General features: G+C 66.3%; 18 protein-coding genes. 8 read left to right on the forward strand and 10 right to left on the reverse strand.

Going from position 1 to position 17,634, the window contains the following annotated elements; genetic code table 11:
- Positions 1–10: 10 nt before the first annotated feature.
- Positions 11–1,774 (reverse strand): FAD-dependent oxidoreductase, encoded by a 1,764-nt coding sequence (locus tag ACV229_RS10610; protein ID WP_448083082.1) that lies wholly within the window; start codon positions 1,772–1,774, stop codon positions 11–13.
- A 23-nt stretch (positions 1,775–1,797) separates the two neighbouring features.
- Complete coding sequence (locus tag ACV229_RS10615) at positions 1,798–2,634, reverse strand: SDR family NAD(P)-dependent oxidoreductase (protein ID WP_448083083.1); 837 nt, start codon at positions 2,632–2,634, stop codon at positions 1,798–1,800.
- 188 nt (positions 2,635–2,822) lie between these two features.
- Here ACV229_RS10615 and ACV229_RS10620 point away from each other — a divergent pair, with 188 nt between their 5' ends.
- Positions 2,823–3,719: a helix-turn-helix domain-containing protein gene (locus ACV229_RS10620; RefSeq protein WP_448083084.1), complete on the forward strand. Its 897-nt coding sequence runs from the start codon at positions 2,823–2,825 to the stop codon at positions 3,717–3,719.
- Between the two features lie 16 nt (positions 3,720–3,735).
- Here the strand turns inward: ACV229_RS10620 and ACV229_RS10625 are convergent, their stop codons facing one another.
- The 3 genes from ACV229_RS10625 to ACV229_RS10635 form a co-directional block, all read right to left on the reverse strand.
- Positions 3,736–4,908, reverse strand: a complete 1,173-nt coding sequence (locus ACV229_RS10625; protein ID WP_448083085.1) for a 4-hydroxybenzoate 3-monooxygenase — start codon at positions 4,906–4,908, stop codon at positions 3,736–3,738.
- 131 nt (positions 4,909–5,039) lie between these two features.
- Positions 5,040–5,381: a hypothetical protein gene (locus tag ACV229_RS10630; protein WP_448083086.1), complete on the reverse strand. Its 342-nt coding sequence runs from the start codon at positions 5,379–5,381 to the stop codon at positions 5,040–5,042.
- A gap of 17 nt (positions 5,382–5,398) precedes the next feature.
- Positions 5,399–6,205, reverse strand: coding sequence for an alpha/beta hydrolase (locus ACV229_RS10635; RefSeq protein WP_448083087.1), 807 nt, complete (start codon positions 6,203–6,205; stop codon positions 5,399–5,401).
- Positions 6,206–6,451: 246 nt separating this feature from the next.
- Here ACV229_RS10635 and ACV229_RS10640 point away from each other — a divergent pair, with 246 nt between their 5' ends.
- Positions 6,452–6,820: a DUF2784 domain-containing protein gene (locus tag ACV229_RS10640; RefSeq protein WP_448083088.1), complete on the forward strand. Its 369-nt coding sequence runs from the start codon at positions 6,452–6,454 to the stop codon at positions 6,818–6,820.
- Between the two features lie 99 nt (positions 6,821–6,919).
- Complete coding sequence (locus ACV229_RS10645) at positions 6,920–8,251, forward strand: leucine-rich repeat-containing protein kinase family protein (RefSeq protein ID WP_448083089.1); 1,332 nt, start codon at positions 6,920–6,922, stop codon at positions 8,249–8,251.
- A 48-nt stretch (positions 8,252–8,299) separates the two neighbouring features.
- Here ACV229_RS10645 and ACV229_RS10650 read toward each other — a convergent pair whose 3' ends face one another.
- The gene (locus ACV229_RS10650; protein WP_448083090.1) at positions 8,300–9,175 is read right to left on the reverse strand and encodes a LysR family transcriptional regulator; all 876 of its coding nucleotides are present in this window, start codon (positions 9,173–9,175) and stop codon (positions 8,300–8,302) included.
- Between the two features lie 258 nt (positions 9,176–9,433).
- On the reverse strand, positions 9,434–9,601 hold the full coding sequence (locus tag ACV229_RS10655; protein ID WP_448083091.1) for a hypothetical protein: 168 nt from the start codon (positions 9,599–9,601) through the stop codon (positions 9,434–9,436).
- A 229-nt stretch (positions 9,602–9,830) separates the two neighbouring features.
- Between ACV229_RS10655 and ACV229_RS10660 the strand changes: the two genes are divergently transcribed.
- From ACV229_RS10660 to ACV229_RS10675, 4 genes are all read left to right on the forward strand, one after another.
- Complete coding sequence (locus ACV229_RS10660; RefSeq protein ID WP_448083092.1) at positions 9,831–10,067, forward strand: DUF7661 family protein; 237 nt, start codon at positions 9,831–9,833, stop codon at positions 10,065–10,067.
- A 194-nt stretch (positions 10,068–10,261) separates the two neighbouring features.
- The gene (locus ACV229_RS10665) at positions 10,262–10,717 is read left to right on the forward strand and encodes a MarR family winged helix-turn-helix transcriptional regulator (protein ID WP_448083273.1); all 456 of its coding nucleotides are present in this window, start codon (positions 10,262–10,264) and stop codon (positions 10,715–10,717) included.
- Positions 10,718–10,791: 74 nt separating this feature from the next.
- Complete coding sequence (locus tag ACV229_RS10670) at positions 10,792–11,355, forward strand: isochorismatase family protein (protein ID WP_448083093.1); 564 nt, start codon at positions 10,792–10,794, stop codon at positions 11,353–11,355.
- 288 nt (positions 11,356–11,643) lie between these two features.
- Positions 11,644–12,390: a carbonic anhydrase family protein gene (locus ACV229_RS10675; RefSeq protein ID WP_448083094.1), complete on the forward strand. Its 747-nt coding sequence runs from the start codon at positions 11,644–11,646 to the stop codon at positions 12,388–12,390.
- Between the two features lie 51 nt (positions 12,391–12,441).
- Here the strand turns inward: ACV229_RS10675 and ACV229_RS10680 are convergent, their stop codons facing one another.
- Positions 12,442–13,095 (reverse strand): LysE family translocator, encoded by a 654-nt coding sequence (locus tag ACV229_RS10680; RefSeq protein ID WP_448083095.1) that lies wholly within the window; start codon positions 13,093–13,095, stop codon positions 12,442–12,444.
- Between the two features lie 50 nt (positions 13,096–13,145).
- Here ACV229_RS10680 and ACV229_RS10685 point away from each other — a divergent pair, with 50 nt between their 5' ends.
- Complete coding sequence (locus tag ACV229_RS10685; protein WP_448083096.1) at positions 13,146–14,012, forward strand: LysR family transcriptional regulator; 867 nt, start codon at positions 13,146–13,148, stop codon at positions 14,010–14,012.
- Between the two features lie 134 nt (positions 14,013–14,146).
- Here the strand turns inward: ACV229_RS10685 and ACV229_RS10690 are convergent, their stop codons facing one another.
- Together ACV229_RS10690 and ACV229_RS10695 are read right to left on the reverse strand one after the other, a co-directional pair.
- The gene (locus ACV229_RS10690) at positions 14,147–15,865 is read right to left on the reverse strand and encodes a SulP family inorganic anion transporter (protein WP_448083097.1); all 1,719 of its coding nucleotides are present in this window, start codon (positions 15,863–15,865) and stop codon (positions 14,147–14,149) included.
- Between the two features lie 203 nt (positions 15,866–16,068).
- Positions 16,069–17,490 (reverse strand): aminotransferase-like domain-containing protein, encoded by a 1,422-nt coding sequence (locus tag ACV229_RS10695; RefSeq protein ID WP_448083098.1) that lies wholly within the window; start codon positions 17,488–17,490, stop codon positions 16,069–16,071.
- Positions 17,491–17,634 lie beyond the last annotated feature (144 nt).

The following is a 17,634-nucleotide window of genomic DNA, read 5'->3' on the forward strand; positions in this document are numbered from 1 at the left end:
CGGTAGCGGTTCAGGTGGTTTCGCGGACGCGCTCGGAATTCGGTGCGGAACCGGCTGTTGCCGGCTCATACAGCCCCGCAACGTGACGAGCCGTCAGGTATCCGAACGTCATGATCGGCCCGAGCGTGATACCGGCGCCCGGATAGTTGCCGCCCATGATGCTGGCGCGATCGTTGCCGACCGCGTAGAGGCCGGCGATCGGACAATCGTTCGCGGCCAGCACCTGGCCGGCGACCGTGGTGCGAATCCCGTCGAACGTGCCGAGGTCGCCCATCAGGATCTTCAGCGCGTAGTACGGGCCGTTGCCTATCGGCGCAACACAGGGATTCGGCCGATGATCCGGATCGCCGAGATAACGGTTGAACGTGGTCGTCCCACGGCCGAACTCGGGATCCTCGCCACGTGCGGCGCCGTCGTTGTAGCGCCGAACCGTGCGTTCCAGCGCGGCCGCGTCGATGCCCGCGCGCTGCGCGAGTTCCGCGAGCGTGCGGCCCGTGACGAGGTAGCCGTTGCGCAGCAGCGGCCCGAGCGGCACCGGCGCCGGCTTCGCAAAACCGAGACCGTACTTGCGGATCGTCGCGTGGTCGCAGACGAGCCACATCGCCGTTTCGGGGTCGTCGCGGCACGCTTCGATCATCGCGGCGCCGACGTCGTGATACGAATTCGATTCGTTGGTGAAGCGTTTGCCATGGCGCGTCACGCCGATCACGCCCGGCTTGTAGCGATCGAGCAGGTGCGGAAAGACAGCGAATTGCCCGTTGCCGACCGGCACGCGCGACACGGGCATCCACGCGGCCGGCTGCGGATAGCGGATCTCGACACGGCCGCCCGCGCGTTCGGCGAGCTTCGCGCCGTCGCCGGTATTGCCTGAAGGAACCGGCGACAGATGCTCGCCCCCGCGTTTCAGATGCGGGTACGCCTGCGCGATGCGCGCCACGTCGTGCGAAAAGCCGCCGCATGCGAGCACGACAGCACGGCGCGCAATGATGCGTTGTTCCGCGCCTTCGCCCCTCACCACTGCGCCGGTCACGCGGCCGTCGTGCATGATCAGTTCACGCGCGTCGGTACTCGTGAGAATCGGAATCCCGAGGTCGAGCGCCGACTTCGCGAGCCGTGCGGCGAGCGCGTTGCCGCTCGTCACCTGCACGCCGCGGCGATACAGCGCGAGATCCTTCAGATGCGACGCGAGCCGCCTGGTTACGTACCACGCCGACTTCAGCGAACGCGTCGCGTTGAAGAAATGCTTGAGGTCCGCATTCGACGAATTGAACATCATCCCGATGAACGTGATCGTCTTCAACGGCGGTCGAAGCCGCTCGAGATGCCGTCCGAGCCTGCGCGCGTCGTATGGCGCTGCCACCACCGACCGCCCGATGTCGACACCGCCACACACATTCGGGTGATAGTCCGGATAGAGCGTCGGGACGAACCTGACCTCGGTCTCCCGCTCGAAGAATTCGAGCATCTGCGGACCGTGCTCGAGAAAGGCGTCGATTGCAGCTTCGTCATGGAATGCGCCCGTTTCGCCGCGCAGATACGTGCGTGCGGCCTCGCGCGTATCCTGCACGCCGTTGGCCAACGCATGACGGTTGCCGGGAATCCACAAGACCCCGCCGGAAAATGCGGTCGTCCCGCCGAAGCAGGCTTCCTTCTCGATGACGATCACGTCGAGCCCGGCCTTGCGCGCGGTAATCGCGGTCGACAGGCCTCCCGCTCCCGATCCGATCACGAGCATGTCGCACGTGAGATCGTTCGTACGCTGCTGAGTGTTCATGGCATCCCCTCTCCTTCCGTGACTCACTTCTGCGTCGCGGCGCCGGCGTCGAAGCCCGGCCGCGGAACCAGATCCATCAGCATCGAATCGAGCCCGCCGTCGACGACCAGCTCCGCGCCGTTCACGTACGACGCGCGCGGGCTCGCGAGAAATGCGACGACGTTCGCGATGTCGTCGGGCCGGCCGATGCGGCGGCTCGCCGTCATCGCGCTGCGTCGCGCCTCGATGTCGCCATGTGTATAGAACGACTCGGAGAGCGGCGTGCGGATCATGCCCGGGCACACGGTGTTGCTGCGGACCCCGCGCGGCCCCCACTCCGCCGCCAGTTGCCGCGCCAGCATCGCGACCGCGGCCTTGCTGGCGCTGTACGCACCGCTATACGTCTGCGGGTGACGGGCCGCGATCGACGCGACGTGCACGAGCGCGCCGGCGCCGCGAGCGAGCATCGCGCGCCCGAATGCCTGCGAACACAGCATGTAGCCCGTCAGATTGACCTGCAGCATCGCGTTCCATGCGTCGAGGTCGAGCGTGTCGATGCCGCCGGGACGCAACAACCCTGCGTTGTTGACCAACACGTCGGCAGTGCCCAGCTCGCGATGCACGCGCTCGGCTGCGTGCGCGACGCTCGACACGTCGCCGATATCACAGCCGATCGCGACCGCGTCACGGCCACGCGCGCGCAGTTGTTCGGCGAGCGCAATCGTCCTGTCGGCGTCCCGGTCGAGCAGCGCGAGCCGGGCGCCTGCATCGGCGAGAACATGCGCAATCGCGGCGCCGATGCCGCCGGCCGCGCCCGTTACCACACATATCCGGCTGTCGAGCGCCAGCCAGCCCGCAGGTTGAATCCCAGTCTCTGACATTTTTTACGGTATCCTGATCGATTGTCGAAGACGCGTTGCCTCGACGGTTGGATGCGACGCGAAATCAGCGCCCGGTGAGCGATTCACGCAGGCCGTTTCCGTGAAAAAAGTATAGAAGCGCGTGGCGCGCGGAAATTGGACAAACGCAGCAAGCGGCAGGACAATTTGTACACAGGAGGCAAATCGGCATGAGGAGAATCCCTAACTACGACCTGTACGGCGAGTCGGCGCGTCCGCCTTGGTACAACGCGTTCAACTTCGAATGGATCCCGGAGCGCAGCCGGCCGAACGACTGGCATATCGCCGCGCACCGCCACGACGCGCTATTGCAGATTTTGTACATCCGCGGAGGAGACGGACACGTCGTGATCGAGAGCGAAAAGCACGCGTTCGATCCGCCGTGCATCGTGCTGTTGCCGGCGCAGACGGTGCATGCGTTCGAGTTCACGCCGGAGATCGACGGCCTCGTGATCACGGTCGCGCAACGCGCGCTGGAAGCGTTGATGAAAGTGGCCGCACCGGGCGTGCTGCCGATCCTGCAGCGTGCGGCGGTCATTCCGGTCAGGGGGCCGGATACCAGCGTGTCGATGCTGATGCCGCTGTTCGACCTGCTCGAGCAGGAATTTCGCGGCGGCGCGCGCGGCCGAGACGCCGCCGGGATGGCATTGCTGGTAGCGTTATTCGTCCAGATCGCCCGCCTCAGCGATCTCGCCGCCGTGCCGTCGAATGCCGGCGTCGATCGTCGCGGCGTGCTGCTGCAACGCTTTCGCGAGCTGATCGCCGCGCATTTTCGTGAACATCGGCCGGTCGAATTCTATGCGGGGCGGCTCGGCGTGGCCGCCGCGCAGCTCGCGCGAATCTGCCGGGAGGAACTGGGCACGTCGCCGACGGCAGTCGTCAACGAGCATGTGATTCGCGAGGCGCAGCGGGATCTCGTCTACTCGAACCTGAGCGTCAAGCAGATCGCGCACGAAATGGGCTTCGACGACAGCGCGTATTTCAGCCGCTATTTCCGCAAGCAAACCGGGCTGACGCCCGGCGCATTCAGGGAGTCCGCGCATCGGGACCTGATGCTGGCGCCCTAGGCGCTGTTCGCGCTAATTAGACCGCCACCGCCCCAACGTAGTTTTCCGCCATCGCCGTCGCCGCCGGCCGCGACGTCGTCACGTGCTCCAGCTCCGCGACCTGCAGGCGCTGCTCGAACGGCGACGCGTCGTCGAGGCGATGCATCATCCGCGTCATCCAGTACGAGAAGTGCTCCGCGCGCCAGATCCGCCGCAGCGCGGTTTCGCTGTACGCGTCGAGCAGATCGTTGCGATTTTCCTGATAGAACGCCTGGAGCGCCGCCGTCAGGATGCGCACGTCCGACACCGCCAGGTTCAGCCCCTTCGCACCGGTCGGCGGCACGATATGCGCGGCGTCGCCCGCCAGGAACAGGCGGCCGTGCTGCATCGTCGTCGACACGAAGCTGCGCATCCCGACGATATTCTTCTGGAAGATCTTTCCTTCGACCACCTGCTGACCGTCCGCCGAATCGACACGCGCATGCATTTCCGCCCAGATGCGGTCATCGGACCAGTTGTCGACCGAGTCCTTCGGATCACACTGGAAGTACATGCGCTGCACGTTCGGCGAACGCGTGCTGACGAGCGCGAAACCGCGTTCGTGGCGCGCATAGATCAATTCGTCCGACGAAGGCGGCGCATCGACCAGAATGCCGAACCAGCCGAACGGAAAGACCCGTTCGTAATCCTGGCGCAGCGCGGCCGGAATCGCCGCGCGCGACACGCCCTGCGAGCCGTCGCAGCCGATCACGAAGTCGCAGTGCAGCGTGTGCTGCTCGCCTTCGTGCATGAAACGGATCGACGGCGTATCGGTGTCGATGTCGGCAATCGTGGTACCCGACACGTTGAAGTACAGTGCGCCGTTGGCGGCGACGCGCGCGGCGACGAGATCCTTCAGCACTTCGTGCTGCGCGTAGACGGTGATCGCCTTGCCGGTCAGCCCGTTGAGGTCGATGCGGCGGCGCTTGCCCTCGAACGCCAGCTCGAACCCGTGATGCAGGGCGCCTTCCGCTTTCATCCGGTCGCCGACGCCGGCCTCCGTCAGCAGGTCCATCGTGCCCTGTTCGAGCACGCCCGCGCGGATCGTGGATTCGATCTGTTCGCGGCTGCGGGTCTCGAGCACGACCGAATCGATCCCGCGCAGATGCAGCAGATGGGAAAGCAGCAGGCCCGCGGGCCCTGCGCCGATGATGCCGACTTGCGTACGCATGTTCGTCTCCTGGTGGAATTGATTTTGCGCAAGTTTGGCGGTCGCATCGGGTATCGCGCAACGCGATATCGAGAATACGCAATATCTCCAAAGCAAATAGAACCGGACGCACGCAGCGTGATCGGCGACGGTCATCGCCCCGTCAGTTTCCGGAGAATGTCCTGCAGCAAGTGTTCGTGCTGATCCATTGCTTCGTCGAGCGTACTCGCGGCGAAGGCCTGGTTATCCTGCACTTGCAGACCGGCGATGCGCGTGACGAACAGGCGAGCATCCCCTGTCTTCGCATCGGATACGCCGCGAAAGCGCGTCGTGATCGTGACGCCGGATTCGTCCAGCACCGTGCGACGAAACACGAGATCGTTCTCCGACATCCAGCGCGACCACGCACTTTCATCGAACACTTCGACAGGTGTGTCCTTTGCATCGAGGATGTAGAAGCGTCGCCCTTCGGGCGGAACGGAACGGGATTTCATCGCTCACTGGAGCAGTTTCAATGAAGCGGTGCGAGCAGAAAGCCGATCGCGTCTTGCCACCACGCATCGTCGACCAGGCCGATCCAGTCGTTATGCTCGGCCGACTTCACGACCGTCAGCCGTTTCGGATCGGCGAGCGCGTCGTAGAGCCCCTCTCCGAAGCGCGCAGGGACGATGCTGTCGCGCTCCGCGACCGCCACCACGACAGGACGGCCGAACGACGCAAGATGGGCAACGCTGTCGTACCGGTCCCGCAGCAACCACGTCACGGGCAGCCACGGATAGTGATGCGCGGCGACGTGCCCGAGCGTGTCCCACGGCGTGATCAGCAGCAAGCCGGTCACGTTCTCGCGCTCGCGCGCGCCCGCCTCCGCCGCCACGCCAGCGCCGAGCGATTCGCCGACGAGCACCAACGGCATGCCGTAGCGGCGACGCGCAATCGCGATCGTCTGCTGCGCGTCGGCGACCAGGCTCGCTTCGCTTGGCGCGCCGTCGCGTGGCCCGTAACCCGGATATTCCGCGAGGATCACGCGCAGCCCGATTCGCGTAAGCGCCGTCGCATAGTACGAACGGTATCCGGCATGCCCGGCATTGCCATGGAACACGATCGCCGTCCCGCGCGCGGCGCCGGCCGGCTCGGCCACGAGGCCCCGAAAGGCCTCCGTCGACGGCCACGCTTGCAGCTCGCCGGAGACGATCTCGCGAACCGTGATTTTCTCCGGGAAGTAGATGAGGCGATCCTGCACCATGGCGACTCCTGCGAACGCGACCAGACCAACCAGACATGCGACGGCGACACGCAGCATGATCCCGGCGGGTTTCATCGCAGCGCGTCCAGGCGATCCGTCGGGTCTGTTGTCATGGCGGCGCATCGGGCGTCCGCCGGCGAATTCGCAATCCGCTTCATACTTTTCCGCTACGCTGTATCCCGTTCCCGCCTGCGCGGATACGGACGGAGCAATCGGTGACGTGTCGACAACCAAGCATACGCCTGCCGGTCGGATGACGCGAAATGCCCGGAACGCGCCTGCCGATGCCGCAGCGCTTTCGTCGTACCCCGCAACGACACCATGATCTGGCTCGCGAATACGATTCTGGTCCTGCACGCGATGCTCGTCATCTTCATCGTCGGCGGGCTGCTCGCGATCTGGGTGGGCGCCGGATTCAAGCGCAACTGGGTGCGCAATCGCGCATTCCGGATCACGCATCTCGGCGCGATCGGCATCGTCGCGATGCTCGCTGCCCTCGACCTGCCCTGCCCGCTCACGGTTCTCGAGGACATGCTGCGCACCGGCAGGAGCGGCCCGCAGGGCTTCATTCAGCATTGGGTGAGCGTCTGGATGTACTACGATTTCCCCGGCTGGGTGTTTGCCGCCACCTACGTGGCGTTTCTGCTGGTCGTCGTCGTCACCTGGCGCCTGATCCCGCCGCGACCGTGACGAGCAGCCCGAATCGGCCCGTTGGTGGACGCAAGGCGATCCCGGTAGAATCGGCACGGCCGCCCGCCCCTCACCGGTAACCGAACCCCGCTTTCCACTGTGACTACCACGCTCGAACAACTTCGCGCCGGACAACGCTCCGGCGTCCGGCACCTCAAGCTCGCTTGCGGGCTGACCGAATTCCCGCGCGAGATTTTCGATCTTGCCGACACGCTGGAAACGCTCGACCTGTCCGGCAATGCACTGTCGACACTGCCCGACGATCTGCCGCGCCTGAGCCGGTTGCGCATCCTCTTTGCATCCAACAACCCGTTCACCGAACTGCCCGACGTTCTGGGCGAGTGTCCGCAGTTGAGCATGGTCGGCTTCAAGGCGAACCGCATCCGCAAGGTTTCGGGGAAATCGCTGCCGCGTGCGCTGCGCTGGCTGATCCTGACCGACAACGAGATCGAATCGCTGCCGGCCGAAATCGGCCGTTGCACGCAGTTGCAGAAGCTGATGCTCGCGGGCAACCGGTTGCGCGCATTGCCTGACGAAATGGCCGCATGCACCCGGCTCGAGCTCGTGCGTCTGTCGGCCAATCGATTGACCGCGTTGCCCGACTGGCTGTTGCGCTTGCCGCGCCTTGCGTGGCTCGCGTACGCGGGCAATCCGCTCGGCGCGGCACCGGAAGCGGCGGCATCGGCCGATACGGCGATCGCCGATATTCACTGGGCGTCGCTGACGCTCGACCAGAAGCTGGGCGAAGGCGCGTCGGGCATCATCTATCGCGCAACGCGGGTGGCGGATGCCGGTCTTGCGCCGCAGCCCGTTGCGGTCAAGCTGTTCAAGGGCGCCGTGACGAGCGACGGATTGCCTGACTGCGAAATGGCCGCCTGCATTCACGCAGGGCAGCATCCGAATCTGATCCCGGTGATCGGCAAAGTGAAGCACCATCCGATGGACACGCACGGCCTCGTCATGGCGCTGATCGATCCGGCGTTCGCGAATCTCGCCGCACCGCCCAGCCTGGATTCCTGCACACGCGATGTCTATGCCGACGACGTGCGATTCGATCCGGCGTCGGCATTGCGTATTGCATACGGCATCGCGTCGGCCGCCTGTCACCTGCATGAGCGAGGGATCATGCATGGCGATCTGTACGCACACAACATCCTGCATGGCGGCGCCGGGCGCGCGCTACTGGGCGATTTCGGCGCTGCGTCGTTCTATGACACGCGCGATCACACGCTCGGATCGGCATTGCAACGGCTGGAGGTGCGGGCATTCGGCCATCTGCTCGACGAGCTGATCGAGCGGTGCGAGCCGGGCACGCTGCGCGACGCGGGTGAACTCGAAGCCCTCGCGGCCGCATGCGTGAGCGAGACCGTCGAGAGCAGGCCTTCGTTCGAGACGATCGCCGCCAGCTTGCTGCCGTGGACGGCGGCATGATCCCGGCGCGGCGAATGCGTTGCGACGATCGAATGTCCGCGTCTTCCTTCAGGCGTCCTTCATCGCAGACCGCACGTACGACACGAAGCGCGCGGTAACGGGATCCTTGCGCGCGGACGGCCATGCAAGCCCCACGCGCCACTTCGCGTCCTTGCCGGGAAGCGGCAGCACCGTCGCATCACGCAACAGATACTGCGCGCGCGACGGGACGAACGCGACGCCGACGCCCGCTGCAACCGACGTGAGTACCGACTGGACGTCTTCCGCCTGCTGCGTCACGTTCGGCACGAAGCCGCGCGCGACGCACCACCGGTCGATCTGCGCGGCGAGCCCGGGGCCCCGCGCGCGCTGCAGCGCGATGAAGCCGATTTCGTTGAGCGCCGCGAGATCCGCCGGAACGCGCGTATAGCCGAGGTGCGGCGGCAACGCCAGCGCCAACCCCTCGTCGACCATCCTGAACGACGACAGCCCTTCATCGGCCGGCAGTCGCAGGAAGCCGACCTCCAGCTTGCCGGCCAGCAGCCGGCGCGTCTGCTCCGACGACGACAGGTCGCTCAACGTGACGGCAACGTCGGGATACTGGCAGCGAAACGCCGCGATGAGCCGCGGCACGATCGTCAGCACCGACAGGCAGATGCCGATGCGCAGATGCCCGCGCTGACCGCCGCTCGCCTCTCTCGCACGCCGCACGATTTCGTCGGCATCGCGTACGAGCACCTGCGCATCGGGCAGGAACCGTTCGCCGAATGGCGTCAGTTCCGCGCCATGCCGCCCGCGCTCGAACAGCTTGCCGCCGAGGCTGGCCTCCAGTGCACCGATCTGCTTGCTCAGCGCCGGCTGGCTCATGTGCAGCATCTCGGCGGCACGGCTGAAGTGACGCAACTCGGTGACCGTCAGAAACGTCCTCAGCAGTTTCAGTTCCATTCCGTGCAGGAATCATATCGATCAAAACATTCATTTTACCGATCGATCGTCGAGAGGTTCAATACGGTCATATCCTTCCCGAAGATCGCCGTCATGCCTGCACGTCACCCGATGAGACCACCGCCCTGCGCAATCGTCGAACCCGCCGCCGCTGCGGATCAGGCCGACGACGAGCACGGCACGGCCACCGCCTCCACCCCTGATCCCCGTCACGCGCGCAGCCGCCGACCGCGCTTCGGCGACGTCGCTTCCGACACGTCATGTCATCCAACGCGAGGCGCGGTCGCGATCAGCTTCGCCGTCGTGTCGCGCAAGAATTGGCCGCGTTGAACGCGCCGGCACGCGCGCACGCTGCGTCATCGCGTCGATGTTCGCGCTTATAATTTTTCGCAGCACCGCATCGCTCGCGTATTCGACGGCCGTCAAGAAACTGCCGGTTCACCGCAAGGCCGTGAAGCATCGCCGCCCTCACGCACGGCATCGCGCCGACAAGCACAAGATCGCATCCGCGCAGCACGCTCGCCGCGCGAAACGCGCGCCGGCTCGCCGGCGTGACGAGCGATGCACTCACGATCCACCGCTGGATGACCTGCTCGTTGAAGTAACGGCAGACGCATGCGCGATTCGTTCAACCTTCAGGAGAGGAGCCGCTTCGATGACAGACGAATACCGTTTCAACGCTTTCGGACGCCTGCTTGCGGTCGTGCGCGACCGCGATCGCTGGGTGGTGTTCGACATTGGCGGCGAAGGCAAGCGGCGCCTGGCCGATCTCCCTATCCCGGCTGCGCTCGCCGCGGACGAGCTCGCGCAATACATCGGCGACCTGCTGCATGAAGACGCGACGCCGCGCAACGACAAGGTCACGCCGATCGTCGCGAGCGGCCGCGACTAGCGTCACACGCGCCGTCGACGCACCGCGTCGTGCGTCACGCAGGACAGGGACCGGCTGCGCAAAACGCGCCGCCCCCAAACACGCCGGTTCAAGCCGTCCCCCGCTGTCGTTCGCATGCCCCGGAGCCGGGGCCGTCACCGCTGTGCGCTCGATTAATTAAACAGTTTAACTTGCAAGTTAAACTTTCTTCTTCTATGATCCGCCCGATGACCTCCTCACGTCGATCCGATCCCTCCGCCGAAACCGTGGTCGACGACCTGACGCTCGCTGTCGGGCAACTGGTCCGCCGCATCCGGTCGGAAGTCGATTCAAGCGGGCTCAACCTGTCGCAGATCAGCGCATTGGCGCGGCTGGAGCAGAACGGACCGATGACGACCGCCGACCTCGCGCGTGCGGAATCGATGAAACCGCAATCGATGAAGACGATCCTCGCGAGCCTGGAGGATGAAGGCCTCGTCGAGCGCCGGCCGCACCCGACCGATGGTCGGCAGATCCTGTTCCTGCTGACCCAAGCGGGCATCGAAGAAAGACGCAAGCGCAACGTCGCGAAGCGCGCATGGCTCGTTTCCGCCCTCGCGAAACTCGATCCGGACGAAACCCGAACGCTGATCGCCGCGATACCGCTGATCCAGCGGCTCGGCGATTCGTAAAACCTCCACCATCCGGGAGGCGCGCGATGCCGCGCGCCTCCCGGCCGCCAACCGTCTGCCCGAAGGGAGCCACCATGAGCGCAACACGTCTCGATCCGACCACCGCATTGATCGTCATCGATCTGCAGAAAGGCATCACCGCCCTCCCCATCGCCCATCCGGCCGCCGACGTGGTCCGGCAAGCGACCGTGCTGGCCGACGCATTCCGCCGGCGCGGCCTGCCGGTCGTGCTCGTCAACGTCGCCGGTGGCGCGCCGGGCAGGACGGAACACGGGGGCCTCAATGTCCCGTTGCCCGATGACTGGACCGATCTCGTGCCCGAACTGAACCGGCAGCCGCACGACCATGTCGTGACGAAACGCACGTGGGGCGCATTCACGGGCACCGGTCTCGACGCGCACCTGAAGGCCGCCGGCGTCACGCAGGTCGTGCTCGCGGGCATCGCGACGAGCATCGGCGTCGAGTCCACCGCGCGCCAGGCGCACGAACTCGGCTACAACGTGACGCTCGCGGTCGACGCGATGACCGACCTGAATGCGGACGCACACGCGAACAGCATCGCGCGGATCTTTCCGCGTCTCGGCGAGACGGGTTCGACGCAGGACATCGTCGCACTGCTCGATACGCTCGATGCGTGATCGCGGTGCGGACCTGAGCGGCGGCCCCGCGCGGTCCGCACCCGACCGCGCACCCGACCGCTGCGACGCCTGATCGCCCGGCGCCGGAACGATATGAAGGATTGCGGCGTTCACGTCGTGCCAGGACACCGACGCCAACGCATCGAATCCCCGGCAATCCGCTGCGCAACTGAATCATTGCGACTGCCTTGAACCGCGCCGGCGATGGCCTATAGTGAATCCACTTTCGCCACGGACATCGTGAACCGATGCCCCGCTCGCCGACTGTCGAACAAGAGGAACAATGTCATGTGCGACACATTCGAGTATCCGCGGCAATACGGAGGGGCGAGTCGCCGGCGCTTCCTCAGGCTGGCCGGCACCGCGACGCTGGCCGGCTTCGCGTCGGGCCCCCTCCTCGTGACACCGGCCCGGGCCGATGCGCTGACCAAGGCGCAGCGCGACCGCATGACGCCGGACCAGATCATCGAGGTCATGAAACAGGGCAACGCGCGCTTCCAGAAAGGCGAGCGGAAGGCCCGCAATTACCTGCGCGAGCAGCGGGCAAGCGCGTCCGGCCAGTACCCGGCGGCGGTGCTGCTGAGCTGCATCGACTCGCGTGCGCCCGCGGAAGTGATCATGGATCTCGGCATCGGCGACATCTTCAACTGCCGGGTGGCCGGCAACGTCGAGAACAACGACATCCTCGGCAGCATGGAATTCGCGTGCAAGCTGTCCGGCGCGAAAGTCGTCCTCGTGATGGGCCATACGGCGTGCGGCGCGATCAAGGGCGCGATTGCCGACGCGCAGCTCGGCCATCTCACCGGGCTGCTCGCCAGGATCAAGCCTGCCGTGCAGGCGACGTCCTACGACGGCGAGCGATCGGCGACGAACTATGCGTTCGTCGACGCCGTCGCGCGCAAGAACGTCGAGATGACGATCGCCGGCATCCGCCGGGACAGCCCCGTGCTCGCTGAACTCGAGGCCGGCGGAAAGATCCGGATCGTCGGCGCGATGTACAACCTCGGCACGGGCGCAGTGGAATTCTTCGGCTGATTGCGTCGCGTGCCGATCGGAGCGAGGGGCGCATCGGTAGCGATCGCGTGGCTATGGCAACCACATCGGCGCGATCGACAAGACGAGCAGCAGGCCCAGCCCGGCATTCAGCCATCGCCATTGCGCATCGGTCCGCAACAGCCGCGCGAACAGAAGACCGGCCACACACCACAGCGACAGCGACACCATCGCGGCCGCGCCGAACGCCATGCCGAGCAAGGTACCGAGCCGCAGCGGCCCGGGCGCGAGCGCCGCAAACGACGCCGCAGCCCCGAGCGTCATCGCCCATCCCTTCGGGTTGTGCCACAGCATCCAGACACCGCCGACGAACCCCTGCGGCTTGCGCAGATGTGCGTCGAGATGGGGCGGGCCACTGCGCCCGATCCGCACTGCCAGCCACAACAGATAGAGCGAGCCGACCGCCTTCATCGCGAACTGGAGCGTCGGCAACGCGGCAAGCACGCTGCCCAGCCCGGCTGCGGCCGTCGCGGCCATCGATGCCAGCCCGGCCGCGATGCCGGTCATGTACGGCAGCGATCGCCGGAACCCGAAATGCGCGCCCGACGCGGTCGCCAACGTGGTCGCGCCGCCCGGCGTGATGGTGGAGACGATCACGAACAGCATCAACGGCAGGTAGTCGCGAAACGGCACGTTGCCTCCCGGCAGTCGTCGAGGAAGCTTCGTTTTTACCCGCGCGTCACGCATTAAGACAGCGAAAGTTTTTTATTCCATCCATTAGCATTCATAATGCGTGAATGACACGCAATCTCGACATCGCCCTGCTCCGTGCGTTCGTCACGGTCGCCGATCACGGCAGCATGACTGCCGCGGGGCATGCGCTGCACCTGACGCAAGGCGCGGTCAGCCAACAGGTCGCGCGACTCGAAGCGCTGTCCGGGCCGCTGTTCCTGCGCGAACATCGCAACCTGCAGCTCACTTCGGCCGGCGAGCGGATGCTGGCGCAGGCGCGCCGCCTGCTCGCGCTTCACGACACGCTGTGGACGGACATGACGGCAGGCGCGATGGAAGGCACGGTTCGCGTCGGCGCGCCGCAGGATCTCGTCGGCAGCTGCCTCGGTCCGATCCTGAAAGGCTATGCGCAGGCCCAGCCGCAGGTCGCGCTGTCGCTCGTGTGCGCGGCGTCGCCGGACTTGCTGCGCGCGCTCCGGAAAGGGGACATCGATGTCGCGCTGGTCGAGGAGCCGCTCGGGCCATCGCGCGGTGAATGCGTTGCCGTCGATCGGCTGGTCTGGGTCGGCGCGAAAGGCGGTACCGCACATCGCAAGGTGCCGCTGCCGGTGTCGATGGTCGCGGAAACGTGCGCGTTCCGCCCGGTCGTGCTCGATGCGCTGCGCGAGCGCGACCTCGCGTGGCGCACCGTGTTCGAAAACGGCAGCCTCGATGCGACGGCCGCGACGGTGCGCTCCGATCTCGCCGTGACCGTGTCGCTCGCGTCCACCGTGCCCGCCGATCTCGACATCCTGCCGGCCGGCAGCGGCCTGCCCGAACTCCCCGCCTTCGCGATCAACCTGCATGTGCCGCGCGGCCAGAGCTCGCCGGCTGCGGCAGAATTCGCGCATCACCTGAGGAACGGCTTCGCCCGATATCGGCAGACGGCGTGACCGGGCGTCACATCGGCCAGACACGTGCGATGCGGATAAGGCCCCGCCGGTACCGGCGGGGCTGTCCGATCCGAACGGCGATCGTCACGCGCATCGCACGCACCCGCGCATGGACGGCCTGCCCTGCTCCCGCGCTACAGCGTGCCCGCCTCGTGCATTTCCGGATTCACGCCTGCGGCCGCGAGCGCTTCATGCAGCGTCGTGAAGATGTTCGACGCGCCGACGATCGGCGTGATCCCGTGCCGGTCCATGTCCGAACGCAGATAGCGGTTCACGCGGCCGAACAGCACGACGATGTCGCGCTCGCGCAGCGTCTTGATCAGATCGCTGACCGTGCGCGCGGCCGAGTAGTCGACATCGGTGATCGCGCCCGCGTCGACGACGAACCAGCGCGGCGTGTCGGGCGCCGCGTCGATCAGTGCGACCACTTCCTCGGCGAACTGATGGTCGTTCGCGAAAAACAGGTCCGAGCCGAACCGGTAGACGATCAGCCCCGGCGCCGTCATCGCGCCGGGCCGCGCGGGTATCGGCTGCCACCGCCCGGTGTCGGTCGCGGGTTCCAGCACCATCGTGTGCGGACGGTAGCTGTGCCGCACGTGCCGCAGCAGCGACAACGCGATGGCGAGCAGGATGCCGTGCTCGACGCCGGCGATCACGACGGCCGCGGCCGTCACCAGCGCCAGCGTGAATTCGCCAGGACTCTCGCCACGGATCGCCATCAGGCTGCGCACGTTGATCAGGCCGAGCGCGATCGTGAACACGATGCCCGCCAGCACGCAATGCGGCAGATACTGCAGCGTCGGGCTCAGGAACAGCAGCACGACCACCACGACGGCCGCGAACGCGAGTTGCGCGATCTGGCTGCGCGCGCCGGCGCCATCGGCCATCGCCGTCTGGGTCGGGCTGCCGTTCACGACGAACGCGCCGCTGAATGCGGCCACCGTGTTCGCCGCCGCAAGCCCGAGGATGTCGGCGTTGGTGTCGACGTCTTCACGGTACTGCTGCGCGAACACGCGCGCCGCGGCCGCGCTCTGCGCGATGATCATCACGAAGCACGACGCGGCGACCGGCACGAGATCGAGCCATTGCTGCCAGGTCACGGCCGGAAAGCGCAGCGGCGGCAGGCCGCCCGCGACCGGCCCAAGCACCGCGATGCCGTGCGCGGCGAAACCGAACGCGTAGCTTGCCGCGATACTGCCCGCGACGGCGATCATCGGCATCGGCACGCGCGGCAGGAAGCGCTTGCAGCCGAGAATCGCGACGACCACCAGCGCCGCCAGCGCCAGCGTCGGCAGGTGTGCGCGGGCGATGTGTTCGACGACATACGCGAACTGCGCGACGCTGCGCGATGACGGAATCGGCACCGTCATGCCGAGCATGTCGCCGAGCATCGCGATCGACACCTGCACACCGACGCCCGCGAGGAAGCCGACCAGCACGGTCCGCGACAGGAAATCGGCGAGAAAGCCGAGCTTGAAGATCCGCGCGAGCAGCAGCATCACGGCGGTCAGCAGCGCGACCATGCCGGCCAGCGTCACGTATTCGGCGCTGCCGATCGGCGCCATCGACGACACGCGGCTCGCGAAAATGGTCGCGGTGGCGGAATCGGCGGCCACCACGAGATGCCGCGACGCGCCGAACAACGCGAATGCGACGAGCGGCAGGAACACCGTATACAGGCCCGTCACGGCCGGCATGCCGGCGATGCGCGCATAGCCGAGGACTTGCGGGATGTCCATCGACGCGAGCGAGATGCCCGCGAACACGTCGCGGATGCCCGCGACCCGGTTGATCGGAAGAATGCCTTTCAGAAGGCGCACGCCTGACGGCGGTTTGTCGTTTGAATCGCTCATGCAGACATCGTATCGTCGGAACGTTTTTCGTGCATCGTGCGGCGAGCCGGCGCCGGAACGCGAATGCAGCGGCGACACGCGCGGCGCTTGCGGAGGCAGAAACAGAGGATCCCTGCCTAATGGTGAGAATGTTCGGGAGTCCCGGAACCCAACCGTCGCCGCGCATGTCGCTTTCATGCGGCAGATGACGGCCACGGTGCCCGTCACCCCCGCGCACACTCCGCGGCCAGCCGCCCCAGCGTCTTCAACGCCGCCTCGATCTGCGCCGACCACGGATAGCTGTAGTTCAGCCGGATGAAATGCCGGTAATCCGTCGTGGCCGAAAACATGTGTCCAGGCCCGATGGTGATCCGCTGCGCGAGCGCCAGCTGGTACAGGCGCATCGCGTCGACCTGCGGCGGCAGCTCGACCCACAGCACGTAGCCGCCTTGCGGCTGCGACAGCCGCGTGCCTTCCGGAAAGAAGCGCCTCACCATCGCGCTCATCAGGTTCGCCTGCTGCGCATAGTGCTTGCGGATCCGCCTCAGGTGCAGGTCGTAGCCGTCGTGCTTCAGGTACTCCGCGATCGCGAGCTGCTCGGTCACAGGCGTCGCGAGCGTATTCAGGAATTTCAGCTTCTCGACCTGATCGCGGTATTGCCCCGGCATCGCCCAGCCGATCCGGTAGCCGGGCGACAGGCTCTTCGAAAACGACGCGCAGTGCAGCACGAGCCCGTTGCGGTCGAACGACTTCAGCGCGCTCGGCCGCGCATCGCCGTAATACAGCTCGTGATAGACGTCGCTCTCGATCGCCGGCACGCCGTGCTTCGCGAGCAATTCGACGAGCGCGCGCTTGCGGGCATCGGGCATCTGGAAGCCGAGCGGGTTCTGGAAATTCGGCATCACCATGCACGCGGCGATCCGCTCGCGCTCGAGAATCCGCTCGAGTGCCGCAAGATCGATGCCGTCGGCCGGATGGGTCGCGACCTCGAGCGCGCGCATCCCCATCCGCTCGATCGCGTGCAGCATCGCGTAGAACGTCGGCGACTCGACGGCGATCGTATCCCCGGGTCGCGCGACGGCCTGCAGGCAAAGGTTGATCGCCTCCGTCGCGCCGATCGTCACGACGATCTCGTCCGGTTCGACCGCGATGCCGCTTTCCAGATAGCGCCGCGTGATCTGCCGGATCAGCTCCTGGTTCCCGGGCGGCAGGTCGTCGATCACGCCCCAGCGCGAGCGCCGCCGCGCGATCGACTGCGCATGCCGCGCGAGCCGCTGCACCGGAAACTGCGTCGCGTCCGGATACGGCGACCCGAGCGGCACCGCGTCGTCGCGCGCGATCGTGCGCAGCGTCGACAGCACGAGCCGGCTCACGTCGACGGTCGACGACGTCGCGACCGGCGCCGACTGATGCAGTTCGGGCACGCCCGCCGGCTCCATGCGCGCGCGCACGAAATACCCGGACTGCGGCCGACTTTCGATCGCGCCACGGCTTTCGAGCACCAGGTACGCGCGCAGCACGGTCGTGATGCTGAGCCGATGCAGCCGGCTCGCCTGCCGCACCGACGGAATCCGCTCGCCCGGCCGGTACATTCCGCGATCGATCTGCGACTGCAGATCGTCGGCCAGTTTCTCGTAGCGCTTCACCCTCTCACCTTTCAAAACCCCTTCAAAAACACGATTCCAGCACAGTGGCGTTGCGCACTGCGACAGATTGGCGAAACTGTACTCTTTTTCGAAGTGAACAGGTGTACACACAGGCGGCGCCCGGGCCCGCGTACCCTCCACGCA

This window comes from Burkholderia sp. MR1-5-21, assembly GCF_053427715.1.

Bases quoted from the DNA above. Each gene is read 5' to 3' on its own strand.
- ACV229_RS10625 (WP_448083085.1), bottom strand. From the start codon at position 4,908: ATGCGTACGCAAGTCGGCATCATCGGCGCAGGGCCCGCGGGCCTGCTG.
- ACV229_RS10665 (WP_448083273.1), top strand. From the start codon at position 10,262: ATGATCCGCCCGATGACCTCCTCACGTCGATCCGATCCCTCCGCCGAA.
- ACV229_RS10660 (WP_448083092.1), top strand. From the start codon at position 9,831: ATGACAGACGAATACCGTTTCAACGCTTTCGGACGCCTGCTTGCGGTC.
- ACV229_RS10630 (WP_448083086.1), bottom strand. From the start codon at position 5,381: ATGAAATCCCGTTCCGTTCCGCCCGAAGGGCGACGCTTCTACATCCTC.
- ACV229_RS10675 (WP_448083094.1), top strand. From the start codon at position 11,644: ATGTGCGACACATTCGAGTATCCGCGGCAATACGGAGGGGCGAGTCGC.
- ACV229_RS10610 (WP_448083082.1), bottom strand. From the start codon at position 1,774: ATGAACACTCAGCAGCGTACGAACGATCTCACGTGCGACATGCTCGTG.
- ACV229_RS10615 (WP_448083083.1), bottom strand. From the start codon at position 2,634: ATGTCAGAGACTGGGATTCAACCTGCGGGCTGGCTGGCGCTCGACAGC.
- ACV229_RS10635 (WP_448083087.1), bottom strand. From the start codon at position 6,205: ATGAAACCCGCCGGGATCATGCTGCGTGTCGCCGTCGCATGTCTGGTT.
- ACV229_RS10690 (WP_448083097.1), bottom strand. From the start codon at position 15,865: ATGAGCGATTCAAACGACAAACCGCCGTCAGGCGTGCGCCTTCTGAAA.
- ACV229_RS10680 (WP_448083095.1), bottom strand. From the start codon at position 13,095: ATGCGTGACGCGCGGGTAAAAACGAAGCTTCCTCGACGACTGCCGGGA.
- ACV229_RS10670 (WP_448083093.1), top strand. From the start codon at position 10,792: ATGAGCGCAACACGTCTCGATCCGACCACCGCATTGATCGTCATCGAT.
- ACV229_RS10640 (WP_448083088.1), top strand. From the start codon at position 6,452: ATGATCTGGCTCGCGAATACGATTCTGGTCCTGCACGCGATGCTCGTC.
- ACV229_RS10620 (WP_448083084.1), top strand. From the start codon at position 2,823: ATGAGGAGAATCCCTAACTACGACCTGTACGGCGAGTCGGCGCGTCCG.
- ACV229_RS10685 (WP_448083096.1), top strand. From the start codon at position 13,146: ATGACACGCAATCTCGACATCGCCCTGCTCCGTGCGTTCGTCACGGTC.
- ACV229_RS10650 (WP_448083090.1), bottom strand. From the start codon at position 9,175: ATGGAACTGAAACTGCTGAGGACGTTTCTGACGGTCACCGAGTTGCGT.